Origin of the sequence: Campylobacter concisus (genome assembly GCF_001298465.1) — a bacterium.
Lineage (GTDB): Bacteria > Campylobacterota > Campylobacteria > Campylobacterales > Campylobacteraceae > Campylobacter_A > Campylobacter_A concisus.
Genome location: NZ_CP012541.1, coordinates 59,376 through 73,010, shown reverse-complemented (window position 1 = coordinate 73,010; position 13,635 = coordinate 59,376). Strand labels below are relative to the sequence as shown.

Here is a 13,635-nt window from a genome sequence, read left to right as displayed (position 1 = left end):
GCTTACTTACTGTCTTTCTATCTTTTTGCCATCTTTATCTTTTGGAGATAGGTCTGGCATACAGTTGTCGAAATTAAAGCAGCCTTTTACATGCACATATGCCCAAAATAGTCCGCCACCAAGCTTTGTCAAGGCGCCAGTTAAAACTGGTAAAAATGTAACCGCACGAACAAGTCTTGCTCCGTTAAAGTGTCTTTGTCCGCCGTCGCCGTGCATGATAGCTGGTGCTTTTGCGTGAGCGTACTCTCTAGCAAAGACTTTTATCTGATCCACACTTGCTCCGCACATCTCAGATAGCTCGCCATAGGTATAGAGTGAGCACTCGTGCACTAGATCTTCAAAGCCTGTTGTGTATTTTTCTACAAATTCATGATCATATAGATCTTCTTCTATTAAAAATTTACAGACCGCTAGACAAAATGCAGGGTCACTAGATGGTTTTAGCTGGATAAACATATCAGCTTGGTTTGCAAGAGGAATTCTTATCGTATTTATAACGATGATCTTTCCGCCTCTTTTTTTAACGCGGTGAGCAAATCTTATCCAGTGTACGGCTGTGTAAGCTTCGTTTGATCCCCAGCTAATGTACATATCACTCTCATCGATCTCAAGTGCATCTTTTGAGAAGTCAGTACCTATAACGCTAGGAGTACCCGCGTATCTTGGCCAGTCACAAGGGTTTCTAACAAGCCTTGTGGCTCCATATTTTTCAAAGAAATTTCCCGGTGCGATAGTTTTCGAGATATGTCCTTCGTTGCCAGAGTAGACAAACTCAGTCAAAGCCTCGCCGCCAAATTTCTCTTTTATCTCAGTTAGCTTTGCAGCTATCTCTTTTAGGGCTTGATCCCAGCTTATCTTTTCCCATTTTCCTTCGCCCTTTTTGCCGACTCTTTTCATAGGGTGCATGATACGGTCGGCGTTATATAGGTGCATGGCGTAGGTGTGACCCTTGACGCAGACTGTGCCTTGCGTTAGAGGGTGTTTTGGATCGCCCTTTATGCTTACCATTTTGCCGTCTTTGATCTCAGCGATCATCGAACAGGCGTCACGGCAGTTTCTGGGACAGGTTAGGTAGTGGTACTCTACATTTTCCTCGTTCTTATAGGATTTTGGGTTAAAATCCACCTCAAATTGCTCCATACCAAATAGACTAGGAGCTGTTCCAGCTGCTGCTAGAGCTGCTCCGGTGCCTTTTAGGAAAGAACGTCTTTGCATGTTTTCTCCTTAAATTTGATGGCTATTTCATCTCAAAGATAAAAACTTTATTCTCTTTGTCTTCTCGTGAGAAGATGTAAAATTTATTATCTTTGATCGCTAATGCTCTTGGGTTGTTTACCCCACTAAAACTAAATGCCTCGTCTATCTCTTTGGTGGTCAAATTTAACTTTAAAATAGTTGAGAAATTTTTGCTTAAAAGATAGAGCGCATCGGGCTCTACGTCGATGCCAGTAATGTAGTAATTGTTTAAATTTCTACCCTCTTTTAGCTGTAAATTTGCTCCAGCTTTTGGTACAAATTCTTCTAAGATCATCTTATCGTCGCCGTCAAATATAGCGACACTCCAGTAGTCTCTAACGTCATTTGGCACGCTAGCTGTGAAAAATTTATTCTCACTTTCTAGGTAGTCCCAGCCTAAGATGTACTGCTGTTTTGATCTAATGGTAGAAAATCTGCCCTTGTTACCAAGGTCATTTAGCTTCCACGCGTCATATCCAGCCAATAGGTGCCTCCACTGGCTATTTTGCTCATCTTTACTAAGGTTACTAGCTGGCTCATAGAAGACAAAAGTCTTGTTGTAACTTATCATGCCAAGCTCTTTTTTGTACCAAGTAGCTCCGACTGTTGCTTCCATCTCCATTATAAAATGTCGGTCGTGCTTAGCATAACTTAGAGGCTTTAAATTCTCATCTGCGATGTAAAATTCATTGTCGTTTGAGACAAGAGCGAACTGCTTTTTGCCTTCATCGTAGTCAGCTCCAGTTATTGCATTATCATTTTGCAAATTTAGAGTGAGCGTATCTTTAAGACCTAGCTCTTTTATGTTTTGGATAGCTCCATTTTTGCTATCCATGTCAAAGCTAAAACCAAAAGCAAGGCTTACTAATGCGATAAAAAATATTATCTTTTTCATCTTTTACTCCTTACTTTACTAGGTCTGGAAGCTCAGGGTTCCAGTCAAATCTAAAGTCAAGTGAGCTATCCCAGTGGTCTTTTTCCCAGAACCATTTTGAAGGATCGATGCTCATTCTAGGTGGTGTGCTAGATCCTAGATATGGTGGTGGACCAGAAGCTATAAAGGCTTGAACGCAGTTTGCAAGTATGATCACGATAAAGACCAAATTTGCAAATTTGCCAAGTGGCAAGCAGCTTAGAAAGTCGCCGTATTCGCCATTTGAGCTTTTTTGCATTATAAGGCCTAAGTTTTTGCTAAACAAAAATATAAGAGCCAAAAATATGATCACACAAAAATCAACAACCATAACCCAAAACTGAGTGTGGGCACCTAAAATTTCAAGGCCAAAACCTTGTTTGATGTCAAGATAGCCACCAAATGTTCCATCTAGGCTGTAGTGGATAAAGCCGTTAAATATGCCCCAGCAAGCCATTAGTAAAAGTGCTGCCAGATAGCCAGGCTTTAGTCCGTACCTGATGATGAAAAGTGCTATTAGGCTGATAGCTATCATCGTGATCCTCTCGGCCCAGCACATTATGCAAGGGTTATCACCTAGTCCAAAGCCAAGCACCAAGCAGGCGATACCAACTGGAAGTGCCACAAGAGCGGTGATGGCTAGTGACATAAGGTTGAAAAAGCCTTGTTCGTTTGCTGGGATTTCATTTTGTTTCGTTTGCATCTTGCCCTCCTAAAAGTTGCCTATTGGCAAGACTACCCATAAATTTACGTAAAACTCTAGTGCAACCAGTATTACGCACCCCAAAGCCAAGCAGGACGTTGCTATTTTTTTCATCTGCGGCTTTATATATAAGATAAGACCACTGATCAGAAATAGCGTCAAAATTAGAAATTCCATTTTGAGCTCCCAATTTGTAAATTTTAAAATCTAAGCATGCTTATCTGAGAAAAATAATATAACTATATTTATTAAATTTAGTTTAAAAAATATATTTTTATAGCTAATTTCTACTTTATAAAATAAAAATTTGTAAATAAAAATATATTTATACAAAAATATTTTATATAATTAATCTATATTTAATTAAATTAATATTAATTTTTATAGAATTATTTTTATTAATTAGTTTGTAAATTCAAATTAGCTTAAAGAATAGTTATGTAATATTTTTGCATAAGGTAAAAAGGGGCGGTAATGGAAAATATATTTTTGGAATCATATGATGTTTTTAAGGTATGTAAATCCCCAAGCAAATTAAAAATTTATGATGAATTTTTGCAAAATAATAAAAGGTACTCTATAACACGTTGCTACTACGTCATCGTGGTGGATAATACATTTTTAACCTACTCACATCTCATGGTCTATGAGCAGCTACTCTATCTTTTGTACTCACAAAATAAACTAAAAAATGGCAACTTTTCACTTACCCTTAAAAAAGCAGAGCTTGCTAAGAAATTTAAAACAGATATCACAAAAAGTGCCACCGATACGATAAAGTGCTTTTATGAGATGCAGGACGTGAAAATTTCAATCTTTGTTAAAGACAAGATCGAAAAGCAGATGAATATAATCGAATTTATAGATGCAGAGCAAACCGACAAATATGGCGAGCTACAAGATGAGATAAATGTTAGGCTAAATCCAGAATTTGTAAAGCTTTACCGCTGCATCTATCTTGATAAGATCGAGTATTTAAATAGCTTTGATATAGAGCAAGGTAGCTTCATAAGATACTTCATGCAGCACGAGCTAGATGGTGGCGTAAGAAGCTCAGCTATTATCGATAAAATGGGCGTTTTAAACTATCTCTCTTTTGCTTATAAAAAGCGCTTTGAGCAAGAGGTGGCAAATGTTAGCTTTTATTATAAAAATGAAAAATACGAGATAAAAGATGGCTTTGTAGTAGTCACAAATCACGAAAATAGAGTGATGGATAATCAAAATGCCTCTATTGAGCTTTTTGGTCTTATTTACGAGCAGATCACTAAAAACTGCACCAAAAACATCGTACTAAATGACGCAAATTTGCAAAATTATTATGCTAGATTTGGTAAATTTGAGACAAATCAAACTATCTTTAAAATTTTTAGCAACATGGAGCTCATGCTAAATCACTCAATGCAAAAGGAAAATACCAAAATTTCTTTCTTCTCTCACTTTTTTGAAAGCATAGTCTGCAAAAGAGATACGGAGCTTGAAATTTTGATCGAGCTAAATCAAAAAGGCTTTGAATATATCATCTCACGAAGTGCAAATTTGGACTTTTATAACGTAGAGTCGGCTGACTACGGACTTACTTCATATCCAGCTAGCTCTTGTGCTGTGGGTGGAAATTTCTAAATTTAGTTGATTTTATCTTTTAGTTTAGCAATAATTTCGTCAAGCTTTCCGCCATCTTGAGCGTTTTTTAGGCACTCATTTATCTCGGTCATCTTTTTGGTAAATTCGTTTTTTATAATGCCAGCTACAAATTCCTCGCTGTTAGTCTCGTCTAAGATAGGATACATATCTCGCCAGATATCTTTGATCCACCAGCCGCATTTTGATATGCAAGGAAACTCTTTAAGCTCGCCAAGCTTTAGGTCCATCATAACTTCATCAGAGTACTTGATATCGTCTGTGACAAAGTCTTTATGTATGCTATCAAAGCTCGTAAACATGCGGTAGCCAAGGCTTGATACGTTGTTTTCAGAGCAAATTCTAAACTGAAAAACATTATCTTCATAGTCTAAATTCGATATGCAAATTTGATGTTTTTGGGTGAAATTTGGAAACGAGTTAAACCTTTTATCATCTATGTCAAGCTGCCACTTTGAGCCGCTATCGCTAGTTAAAAACTCTTTAAAGCTTAATTGTACAAATTCTTTATAGCTCATCTCATCAGCTGTGAAAAAGTCATAGTTGCTACTGTTTTTTTCTTTAAAATCTTTAAATTTCATATTGTTTCCTATTAAATATCATCTCGAACTTATCCAAAACGATATTTCACTATTCTATGATAATTTATCTTATTGATCTTTAAAATTTTAATCAGATTTTCTAAAACTTATTCTATATTCTTTATCCTTTTTTGAGTGCTATAACGACCTTTGAGTCTATTTTAGTATATTAGAAACCACACGATTTATTAGTTACCTTATAATTAATAAGAGAATTGTTCACTGTGGATAAAAAAGTTAAAATTAATCTTGCTAATATGGATTATAAAACATGTAAGATAGAACTTAGAATTTAGAGATATCGCCTTCTTTGAAAAAAATATTTATAGAGCAAGTAGATAAAATTATTTGGAGCAATAAAATCGCGTCCTCAACTACCAACCTTGCAGGTGGTGATCTTGTAAAAGAGATCGAAGTGTTTGAGGTATCTTTAAAGAGCCCAAGCCTAGATGATGAGCTATTGCGCCATATAGATAGAGCGGTGCCGTATCATATAGTTTTTATCTTAGAGTACCAAGACAGATATAAAGTTTGCATTAGCTACAAAGAGACCGCTATATCTGGAAATATGGCTTTCAAAGTAAATTCGTACTACTATACCGACTGGCAGAACAAGCAAGATTTGCATTTAAAGCTAGAAAGCTTAAATCTTGACACAGCCTATGAAAATTTTATTCGTCAAATAGCTGGCGATAAATTACAAAATTTGATTTTAGGCGAAAGCCTTAAAGAGTCTGTAGCTAGGTTGGAGCAAAAGGAGCTTTTACAAAGGCAAATTTTAGCGTTAGAGTCTAAAATTCTCAAAGAAAAGCAGCTACTCTTAAGAATGATGAAAAGCGACGGCGATTATACAGCATATTACCTATAATGCGCTAGATGAAAAATACGATACTGCTGTTTTTACGGATCCTACGATAAAAGGTCAGCTTGACAAAAATGCGGTTAAAACAAAAAATATCTTTACGATCATGTCGTGTATGATTCTTCAAATGAGAAGAATTTTGCAATGGAACTAGATACAAGCAAGGACGTTGCCGTTTATGTTAAGCTTCCAAGTGGCTTTTATATAAGCACGCCTGTGAAAAATACAATCCCGACTGGGCGATCGCGTTTTATGAGGGTGATATCAAGCACATTTATTTTGTTGCGGAGACTAAAGGGTCTATGAACTCTATGCAGCTTCGCCAAGTCGAAGAGTCCAAAATTCACTGCGCAAAGGAGCATTTTAAGGCTATAAGCAATGATAGCGTAGTTTATGACGTAGTGGATAGCTATAAATCGCTATTGGATAAAGTTATGAGGTAAAAATTTATTGAGAAGTTAGATCGCAGCATAAAAGAGTCTGTGTAATACGCCAAAAATGGTTATTACGTTGCTCTTTTTGAGGAAAAATTTGACTGCCATTTGTCAATATGAAAATCTGAGGTGATATTGCTTAAAGCTTTACTAATAAATACTCAGTGTAATAAAAAATTACAGTAGCTGATTTAATCTTACTAGTTTTAGTACGAATTAAATTTAAATATACAATTATCTTAGCCAAACCATCCTTGTAAAATTTTATATATTATAGTATTATACTCCTAAATATTTAAGGATAAAATACTATGTATATCAAACGAGCCATAGCCAATGAGATAAAAGAGTATATGAAAAGCTTTCCAGTGCTTTTGATAAGCGGAGCCAGGCAGGTAGGCAAATCAACCCTTGCTTTAAATTTAGATATACCAAACTACATAACGCTTGACGACATAAACATATATGAATCCGCAAGAAACGATCCCAAAGGCTTTATAGAGCACTGTAATAAGCCTATCGTGATAGATGAGATACAAAGAGTGCCAATATTGCTTCTAGCCATAAAAGAATTTATAGATAAAGATAGAACAAATGGGCAGTTTGTATTAACCGGTTCTGCAAATTTAAAGGGCTTTAAAGATATCTCGGACTCTTTGGCTGGTAGGATAGGCATAGTAGAGCTATATCCACTTTCTCAAAAAGAGCTAAGTCATAGCGATGAAAATTTGATAGATATTTTAAGTGGCGATATAAGCCATCTTTCGCTAAAGAAGTATGATAATGAGGGCTTATCTGAAAAGATTATAAATGGTGGTTATCCAGAGATCACAAAGATAAACTCCGAGAAATCAAAATATCTCTGGTTTAGCTCATATATAAGAACATATATAGAATCAGACGCCAAAGAGATAGGAAACATCAGAAACTTGGATAAATTTATCACTATGTACCGCCTATGTATGCTAAGAAGTGGTAACATCTTTAACAAAAATGAGCTATGTCTAGAGTCCGGGCTTGATAATAAGACATTTGATGGCTACTTTAGCGTACTTGAGCATACATACCAGATCCAAAAGCTTCAGCCCTATTTTAACAACGCCCTAAAAAGACTTATAAAAACTCCTAAAATTTTTGCCACCGACACAGGGGTGCTGGCACATCTTCTTCAAATTTCTTCAGCGCAAGAGCTTGCGAATTCTCCATATAAAGGTGCTATATATGAGACATTTGTATTTGATGAACTACTAAAGGCAAATACAAGTAGCAAAAAAAGAGCAAATATATACTACTATAGAACGAGCGATCAAAAAGAGATAGACTTTATCCTTGAGATATCAGGCAGGCTCATAGCCATAGAGGTCAAATCCTCAAAAACTATCAGCAAAGATGACTTTAAGCATATCTACCACTTAAAAGAAAATTTACAAAGTAAATTTTATAAGGGCATAGTTTTTTATACTGGAGATACGGCTATGAAGCTAGATGATGATATGTTTGCATTGCCGTTTGGATTTATGGGGTGAGAGATGGCTAATAATTTGGCTTCTATAACAGCTTACGATAATCTACCTTCTCAAACCATCATATCCTGACTTTACATTTTGCTCTTTGCCCTCTATCTCATTTGATTGTTGTGTTGATTGCTCCACCCCAAAGTCCTTATCAAGTCCTTGATTATATAGCTCTTGCTTTATTATTTTTAGTGAGCCAAATGATATATGATCATTTGCTAGAGATATCTTATCTGTTTTATAACGCTCCTTTAGCTTATTAAAACCTTGCATATCTTGCCAATCTTTCATATAGGTTTTTATATTATAAATTAGGCCTTGGTAGTTAATTCGAACTATATCTGATAGATATTTTTTAAAGTTTTCGGTTCTATTTATAAAAGCTAAATAGTATCTATTTATATCTAGATGGTAATCGATGCCTTTTACGAAGCCTTCATATTCATTTTGTTTAAGCCCTATCTTTTTAATAACGTCATCATTTAAAAACCCAGTTTTTATCTTTCTAGCTGCTTCATCAAATTTATCTCTAATGTAGATATATGGAGTATAGTGTCTATTTTGGTTAAAAGAGTAGGCTGTGTTTTCTTCTGGTAGGTATAGATATCTACCGCTATTGCCAGAAAGTATTTGATGATCTTTATATTTTTTAACCATAGTGCTCTCGTCAAAGTATTCTATTAACTCTTTTATTGGAATCTTTGATGATATAGCTTGATAGCTTGCTCTTTTAATATGTGAGTTGGTATCTTTTGGCTCATGACCAAGCTCATATTTTCTTAGATTTTGTAAATCTTCATATATGGCTTTAATATCCATATTATTAATGTCTGTTTTTAGGCTGGCATCTTCAATGGCTCTTGTATTATCAAAAGTTTTTCCACCAATGCTTATAACTTCAGATCCTGGCACTGGAGTGTAGTGAAATTTACTAGGATGCAAGCTGGAGTTATTTACTATGTCATATAACCCAAGCTCTCTTGTTATCTCTTTTATGTATTCATCATATTCATTTAAGCTTGGAGCATCTGTTGTGGGTATAATGAGTTTAAATTTCTCTACTTTTGTGTCTGGCGCTTGATAGGTGGTTGGGTATATGAAGCCTTTTATTCCTTTACTTTTTAGTAAATTTTGAGCATCATTTGCAGTAAATTTAGAGCTATCTATATCATATATAAGCGTAGGAGTTATGCTGTCAATACTGCTAGCTTCTTTGCCTTTATCTTTAAAACCTGCCACTGATATAGCTGAATAGTTTTTAAGTATTGATTTTAGATTGTATGGCTCTATTTGTATCGTTTCCCAGCTATTTAACACTTGAGTTTTTGGGTCTTTATTTGGCGTGCCAAAGTCACTACTTACACTTAATGTTATCTTTGGCTCATTTTTATTGGATTGAAGCTCTATAAGCATTTGCTCTAGCTCATTAACCACGTGAAATAATGCTCCTTTTCTGCCATTATAGACTATCTTACACATTAGATCAGTTAGATTATAAGTTCCCTTAAACTCATCTACACTTACTTTATATTTGTCATTTACTATTTTAGGTTTTGCGGTAATGTTAAATTTTGCATTGATCATAGGCAAAAATTCTCTTATATCCATTGCGTTAAGCCTCTTTGCTCTATCATAATAGTCTTTTTTGAAACTCTCATCTTCTTCTATCATTCTTAATAGATAATCAGCTGTAGAATTTCTAGCATCAGCTAGCAGCTCTTCAACACTTATATCCTGCTCTTTTGTATTAGCTTTTGGCTCGATCACTACATTTGTTTCTATCTTCATCTGTGTATCTTTTTCTTTGCCTTTCTTAACCTTTTGTGCTGCACTTTTAAAGCTTTCATATTGTTTTTTTAGTTGGTCTTCATCCATACTTAAAGGCTCTATATTATTTAATCCATACTTGTTAGATAAGATGTCATTAACTACTCTTTTAAATTTCTCTGCTGATTTAGCCATAACAGCTTTTATTTGTTGCTTGGCTACACCTTTTGTATATATAACTCCACCGGTTTTTACACTATGAGTAAATTTCATATTTTCAAAAGAGACTATTAGATGAACATGAGGCTCTCTTTTTAGTGGTTCACCATTTTTATGTTTCTTGTTTAATGTTCTATTTTCTAGTGCCCCTTCTGGGCGAGGAATATATGGCTCTTCTTTGATTATAGGCAGATGAGCTTCAGCATAAAAAAGTAGCTCATCTATGTCGTGATTTGGGAAAGTTAGCCTCAAAAAATCCATTATAAGCTCATCTATATTGCCACTTTCATATAGTCTGCTCCACTCCTCTGAAGTAAATGACAAGGATATATGATAGTAGTTATGTTTCTTATTCTTTTTCTTGCTCTGGTGCTTTTCAGACATCTCGATAAGATCTAAATTTCCAGCCAGTGGCAATCTATCATCTTTTTCATCTCTAGTTAGCTTCGAATCTCTTTTCTTGCCAGTTTTTAGATAATCAGCTATGCCTTTTTCTCCCTTTGAGATCTTAACTATCATAGCTACTCTTTATTAGGCTTAAAATTTCAGTTAGCACTGATTGAACTTTGTACAACTCTTCTTGTGTCTGCAGTATCGTTTTTAAATCTATATTGCCACTAGTCTTATAAGCTATATTTAGTTTCTTTGCTATTTGATTGATGTTATTAAAAGGTCTAGCAAAATATGTAATGATTGTTGGATATAACTCTTTCTTTTTTATGGATTCAGAATTTACAGTGCCATTATCTATAAGATAGGAAATGATTTCTGATTTTGACATATCTAACTCTAGAGCTATTTTAGATAACTTATCGTATTGTTGATAAGTGATCCTTGCGGAGAGCACCTTATCCTTGACATTTTTTGACATATGATATCCTTTCATAAAATGTGATAGCGAGATAAAGCGTTTTAAAGCTTCTTATATCTCGCATTGTAGCCCTCGGCAGAGCAAGATTATACAAGGTATGAAAACGAAGTGTCATACATTGTATGTGTCTTGCTATTAGAAAAATTTGCTTACTACTGAACATTACCGTCACCATTTTTGTTTAGCCATTTAGTAAAATCTTCACTAGCTTTTTGACCATCTTGGTTGTAGATATGGATAATAAAGCCTTGAAGATTAGATATGTTATAAAGTGCCTTATCTAGCTTGCTTTGTAGTGCAGATTTGGCTTCATTTGTCTTATGGCTATCATAAAACAAGTAGCCAAAAAAGAAGATCACTTCTATAAATACAAAGGCAATTAATATAGATATTATATTCTTCATCAAAGAGCTAAAAGATGAGTTGATCTTCGATATAGTTTTATCTGCACTTTTTAGAGTTTTTTGAAAGTTGTCTTGAATCTCTTTTGTTGCATTTATAAGTTCAGCACCTACTTGCTCTATTAGATCTGTTTTTTCTTTAAAACCTCCATTAAAACTATCCGCAGTTTTATTAAAAAGCTCAATATTATTTCTAATATTTTCACTAACCTTATTGCCCATTTCAATATGTTCTTGTAGAGCAATTACGGCATTTGTCGCAACTGCTGTATCGCTACTCTTGATTGTTAGTGCCATTGCTTAGCTCCTCATCTTCTTTTTTATCTTCTTTAACCTCAGAAATTTGATCTGCATCAGAGGGTTGATTGGTATTTGTTGCCTCATACTCTTTCCTCCATTTGGAAAACTCTTTATTTGATAGCTTTACGCTATAATGATTTTCGATTAGTAACTTGCATTCTTTGAATGTTGCTTTTTCTGCGAACAAGACTTCAATACAAGCTTGTTTAATCTCCTCTTTTTTCTTGTTTCTTCTAATGATTTTTAAATCATTTAAAATTATTTTTTTATTTGGCATTTTTTCTCCTTTTTGCCATTTAAAAAATCAAGAGACAGTAATAGCCATCTCACCAAATGGACATACCTATAGTGTGCCTTTTATTTTGATATGGTAGTTGTTGATAAGGTTTTTATTTAAGTAGTTTAAAAGTAGAGAACGATTACAATAGGAATGCTAATAACCTATCGCAGAAGCTCTCTTTTAAATACTTAAAATAGAGCTTCTGCTTTTAACTGGCTTTAATCATCTTAACCTCCTTTGGTTAAAAATATTTTATTTTTAAATTTGTGTATATTATAAGATATTTTGATGGCTAGATTGTTTAAGTGGTCAATAATTGTTGATTTTTGTTTTAGAAGCACGATATACCAAGTGGTTTGTTGATTAGTTGACTATGTGACCTTACATATCAAAAAAATACTTATAAATAGCTTAATGCATATATTTTTATAGGCGTTGAAGTGGTCATGTTAAAAATTTGATTCACACACAAAGATATTTTTATAAAGAAATTACTTTTATATTGCTATAACTTTTTGACCTTATCTATTATAGTTAATATTTCAATGCAAAAAAAGAAGAGCAAGACAGCAACGGTTTAGGTGCGTTGCAAAAAGCTCTTCTAAATTTAAATTATGGTATAGCTCTTTGATAATATTACTTCATAACTTTATCCAGTAGCGATTTATAGCTATCCACTACGTCATAAACTACGCTATCATTGCTTATAGCCTTAAAATGCTCCTTTGCGCAGTGAATTTTGGACTCTTCGACTTGGCGAAGCTGCATAGAGTTCATAGACCCTTTAGTCTCCGCAACAAAATAAATGTGCTTGATATCACCCTCATAAAACGCGATCGCCCAGTCGGGATTGTATTTTTCACAGGCGTGCTTATATAAAAGCCACTTGGAAGCTTAACATAAACGGCAACGTCCTTGCTTGTATCTAGTTCCATTGCAAAATTCTTCTCATTTGAAGAATCATACACGACATGATCGTAAAGATATTTTTTGTTTTAACCGCATTTTTGTCAAGCTGACCTTTTATCGTAGGATCCGTAAAAACAGCAGTATCGTATTTTTCATCTAGCGCATTATAGGTAATATGCTGTATAATCGCCGTCGCTTTTCATCATTCTTAAGAGTAGCTGCTTTTCTTTGAGAATTTTAGACTCTAACGCTAAAATTTGCCTTTGTAAAAGCTCCTTTTGCTCCAACCTAGCTACAGACTCTTTAAGGCTTTCGCCTAAAATCAAATTTTGTAATTTATCGCCAGCTATTTGACGAATAAAATTTTCATAGGCTGTGTCAAGATTTAAGCTTTCTAGCTTTAAATGCAAATCTTGCTTGTTCTGCCAGTCGGTATAGTAGTACGAATTTACTTTGAAAGCCATATTTCCAGATATAGCGGTCTCTTTGTAGCTAATGCAAACTTTATATCTGTCTTGGTACTCTAAGATAAAAACTATATGATACGGCACCGCTCTATCTATATGGCGCAATAGCTCATCATCTAGGCTTGGGCTCTTTAAAGATACCTCAAACACTTCGATCTCTTTTACAAGATCACCACCTGCAAGGTTGGTAGTTGAGGACGCGATTTTATTGCTCCAAATAATTTTATCTACTTGCTCTATAAATATTTTTTTCAAAGAAGGCGATATCTCTAAATTTTCATAAAATTTCTGTTTTGGGATTTTTATTTTTTTGTTAAATTCCGTGCTTTTTGGTAACTCTATAGCCATGGATAGCTCCGTCATTTTATAACCAAAAAGCAGATTAGTTCAAAATCATCTAACTTTGATATAGCAGACATCAAGGCAGAAGTACCGCCGGCTGAAAACAAACTATCGATATCGCTTTCTTCTTTTTTATTGATAATGGAGCTAATTGCTTCGCTTAATAGCTTTGACATTTTACTCATATCTTTTCCG

Annotated in this window: 14 protein-coding genes and 2 pseudogenes; 4 read left to right on the top strand and 12 right to left on the bottom strand. The window is 34.5% G+C overall.

Annotated elements, in window-relative coordinates:
- Nucleotides 1-6: 6 nt before the first annotated feature.
- The 4 genes from CCON33237_RS09790 to CCON33237_RS09605 are packed head-to-tail and all read right to left on the bottom strand — an operon-like array spanning nucleotide 7 to nucleotide 3,029.
- Nucleotides 7-1,215: a molybdopterin-dependent oxidoreductase gene (locus CCON33237_RS09790; RefSeq protein WP_236842012.1), complete on the bottom strand. Its 1,209-nt coding sequence runs from the start codon at nucleotides 1,213-1,215 to the stop codon at nucleotides 7-9.
- 22 nt (nucleotides 1,216-1,237) lie between these two features.
- A complete protein-coding gene (locus tag CCON33237_RS00340; protein WP_054195902.1) occupies nucleotides 1,238-2,131 on the bottom strand; it encodes a hypothetical protein in 894 nt (297 codons plus the stop codon).
- Between the two features lie 10 nt (nucleotides 2,132-2,141).
- Nucleotides 2,142-2,852 (bottom strand): disulfide bond formation protein B, encoded by a 711-nt coding sequence (locus CCON33237_RS00335; protein ID WP_054195901.1) that lies wholly within the window; start codon nucleotides 2,850-2,852, stop codon nucleotides 2,142-2,144.
- A gap of 9 nt (nucleotides 2,853-2,861) precedes the next feature.
- Complete coding sequence (locus CCON33237_RS09605) at nucleotides 2,862-3,029, bottom strand: hypothetical protein (protein WP_169748866.1); 168 nt, start codon at nucleotides 3,027-3,029, stop codon at nucleotides 2,862-2,864.
- 297 nt (nucleotides 3,030-3,326) lie between these two features.
- On the opposite strand from CCON33237_RS09605, the gene CCON33237_RS00325 reads away from it, so the two are divergent.
- Nucleotides 3,327-4,475: a hypothetical protein gene (locus tag CCON33237_RS00325; protein WP_054195899.1), complete on the top strand. Its 1,149-nt coding sequence runs from the start codon at nucleotides 3,327-3,329 to the stop codon at nucleotides 4,473-4,475.
- 2 nt (nucleotides 4,476-4,477) lie between these two features.
- Here the strand turns inward: CCON33237_RS00325 and CCON33237_RS00320 are convergent, their stop codons facing one another.
- Nucleotides 4,478-5,074, bottom strand: a complete 597-nt coding sequence (locus tag CCON33237_RS00320; protein WP_054195898.1) for a hypothetical protein — start codon at nucleotides 5,072-5,074, stop codon at nucleotides 4,478-4,480.
- A gap of 298 nt (nucleotides 5,075-5,372) precedes the next feature.
- On the opposite strand from CCON33237_RS00320, the gene CCON33237_RS00315 reads away from it, so the two are divergent.
- The 3 genes and pseudogenes from CCON33237_RS00315 to CCON33237_RS00310 all read left to right on the top strand — a co-directional run bounded on the left by CCON33237_RS00315 (nucleotide 5,373) and on the right by CCON33237_RS00310 (nucleotide 7,896).
- Nucleotides 5,373-5,942: a DUF4391 domain-containing protein gene (locus tag CCON33237_RS00315; protein ID WP_081004415.1), complete on the top strand. Its 570-nt coding sequence runs from the start codon at nucleotides 5,373-5,375 to the stop codon at nucleotides 5,940-5,942.
- Nucleotides 5,943-6,080: 138 nt separating this feature from the next.
- Nucleotides 6,081-6,379 (top strand): annotated as a pseudogene (locus tag CCON33237_RS09725) (restriction endonuclease).
- A gap of 302 nt (nucleotides 6,380-6,681) precedes the next feature.
- Nucleotides 6,682-7,896 carry an ATP-binding protein gene (locus tag CCON33237_RS00310; protein ID WP_054195896.1) on the top strand — a complete coding sequence of 405 codons (1,215 nt, stop codon included), beginning with the start codon at nucleotides 6,682-6,684 and terminating at the stop codon, nucleotides 7,894-7,896.
- Between the two features lie 42 nt (nucleotides 7,897-7,938).
- On the opposite strand, the gene CCON33237_RS00305 is transcribed toward CCON33237_RS00310, so the two are convergent.
- From CCON33237_RS00305 to CCON33237_RS09715, 7 genes and pseudogenes are all read right to left on the bottom strand, one after another.
- Nucleotides 7,939-10,389 carry a hypothetical protein gene (locus CCON33237_RS00305; RefSeq protein ID WP_054195895.1) on the bottom strand — a complete coding sequence of 817 codons (2,451 nt, stop codon included), beginning with the start codon at nucleotides 10,387-10,389 and terminating at the stop codon, nucleotides 7,939-7,941.
- Nucleotides 10,379-10,741: a plasmid mobilization relaxosome protein MobC gene (mobC, locus tag CCON33237_RS00300; protein ID WP_054195894.1), complete on the bottom strand. Its 363-nt coding sequence runs from the start codon at nucleotides 10,739-10,741 to the stop codon at nucleotides 10,379-10,381. The genes CCON33237_RS00305 and mobC overlap by 11 nt, the downstream gene beginning before the upstream one ends.
- A 152-nt stretch (nucleotides 10,742-10,893) precedes the next feature.
- Entirely contained in the window at nucleotides 10,894-11,439 is a 546-nt protein-coding gene (locus tag CCON33237_RS00295; protein WP_054195893.1) for a hypothetical protein, read from the bottom strand.
- Nucleotides 11,417-11,719, bottom strand: coding sequence for a hypothetical protein (locus CCON33237_RS00290; RefSeq protein WP_054195892.1), 303 nt, complete (start codon nucleotides 11,717-11,719; stop codon nucleotides 11,417-11,419). Before CCON33237_RS00290 ends, CCON33237_RS00295 begins: the two co-directional genes overlap by 23 nt.
- 639 nt (nucleotides 11,720-12,358) lie before the next feature.
- Nucleotides 12,359-12,657, bottom strand: a pseudogene (locus CCON33237_RS09785) (restriction endonuclease).
- A 138-nt stretch (nucleotides 12,658-12,795) separates the two neighbouring features.
- Complete coding sequence (locus CCON33237_RS00285) at nucleotides 12,796-13,446, bottom strand: DUF4391 domain-containing protein (RefSeq protein ID WP_054195891.1); 651 nt, start codon at nucleotides 13,444-13,446, stop codon at nucleotides 12,796-12,798.
- 11 nt (nucleotides 13,447-13,457) lie between these two features.
- On the bottom strand, nucleotides 13,458-13,625 hold the full coding sequence (locus CCON33237_RS09715) for a hypothetical protein (RefSeq protein ID WP_199906615.1): 168 nt from the start codon (nucleotides 13,623-13,625) through the stop codon (nucleotides 13,458-13,460).
- Nucleotides 13,626-13,635: the final 10 nt, after the last annotated feature.

What these genes read in the sequence shown, in the direction of transcription:
- CCON33237_RS09790 (WP_236842012.1), bottom strand. Translation starts at nt 1,215, where the DNA reads ATGCAAAGACGTTCTTTCCTAAAAGGCACCGGAGCAGCTCTAGCAGCA.
- CCON33237_RS00340 (WP_054195902.1), bottom strand. Translation starts at nt 2,131, where the DNA reads ATGAAAAAGATAATATTTTTTATCGCATTAGTAAGCCTTGCTTTTGGT.
- CCON33237_RS00335 (WP_054195901.1), bottom strand. Translation starts at nt 2,852, where the DNA reads ATGCAAACGAAACAAAATGAAATCCCAGCAAACGAACAAGGCTTTTTC.
- CCON33237_RS09605 (WP_169748866.1), bottom strand. Translation starts at nt 3,029, where the DNA reads ATGGAATTTCTAATTTTGACGCTATTTCTGATCAGTGGTCTTATCTTA.
- CCON33237_RS00325 (WP_054195899.1), top strand. Translation starts at nt 3,327, where the DNA reads ATGGAAAATATATTTTTGGAATCATATGATGTTTTTAAGGTATGTAAA.
- CCON33237_RS00320 (WP_054195898.1), bottom strand. Translation starts at nt 5,074, where the DNA reads ATGAAATTTAAAGATTTTAAAGAAAAAAACAGTAGCAACTATGACTTT.
- CCON33237_RS00310 (WP_054195896.1), top strand. Translation starts at nt 6,682, where the DNA reads ATGTATATCAAACGAGCCATAGCCAATGAGATAAAAGAGTATATGAAA.
- CCON33237_RS00305 (WP_054195895.1), bottom strand. Translation starts at nt 10,389, where the DNA reads ATGATAGTTAAGATCTCAAAGGGAGAAAAAGGCATAGCTGATTATCTA.
- mobC (WP_054195894.1), bottom strand. Translation starts at nt 10,741, where the DNA reads ATGTCAAAAAATGTCAAGGATAAGGTGCTCTCCGCAAGGATCACTTAT.
- CCON33237_RS00295 (WP_054195893.1), bottom strand. Translation starts at nt 11,439, where the DNA reads ATGGCACTAACAATCAAGAGTAGCGATACAGCAGTTGCGACAAATGCC.
- CCON33237_RS00290 (WP_054195892.1), bottom strand. Translation starts at nt 11,719, where the DNA reads ATGCCAAATAAAAAAATAATTTTAAATGATTTAAAAATCATTAGAAGA.
- CCON33237_RS00285 (WP_054195891.1), bottom strand. Translation starts at nt 13,446, where the DNA reads ATGGCTATAGAGTTACCAAAAAGCACGGAATTTAACAAAAAAATAAAA.
- CCON33237_RS09715 (WP_199906615.1), bottom strand. Translation starts at nt 13,625, where the DNA reads ATGAGTAAAATGTCAAAGCTATTAAGCGAAGCAATTAGCTCCATTATC.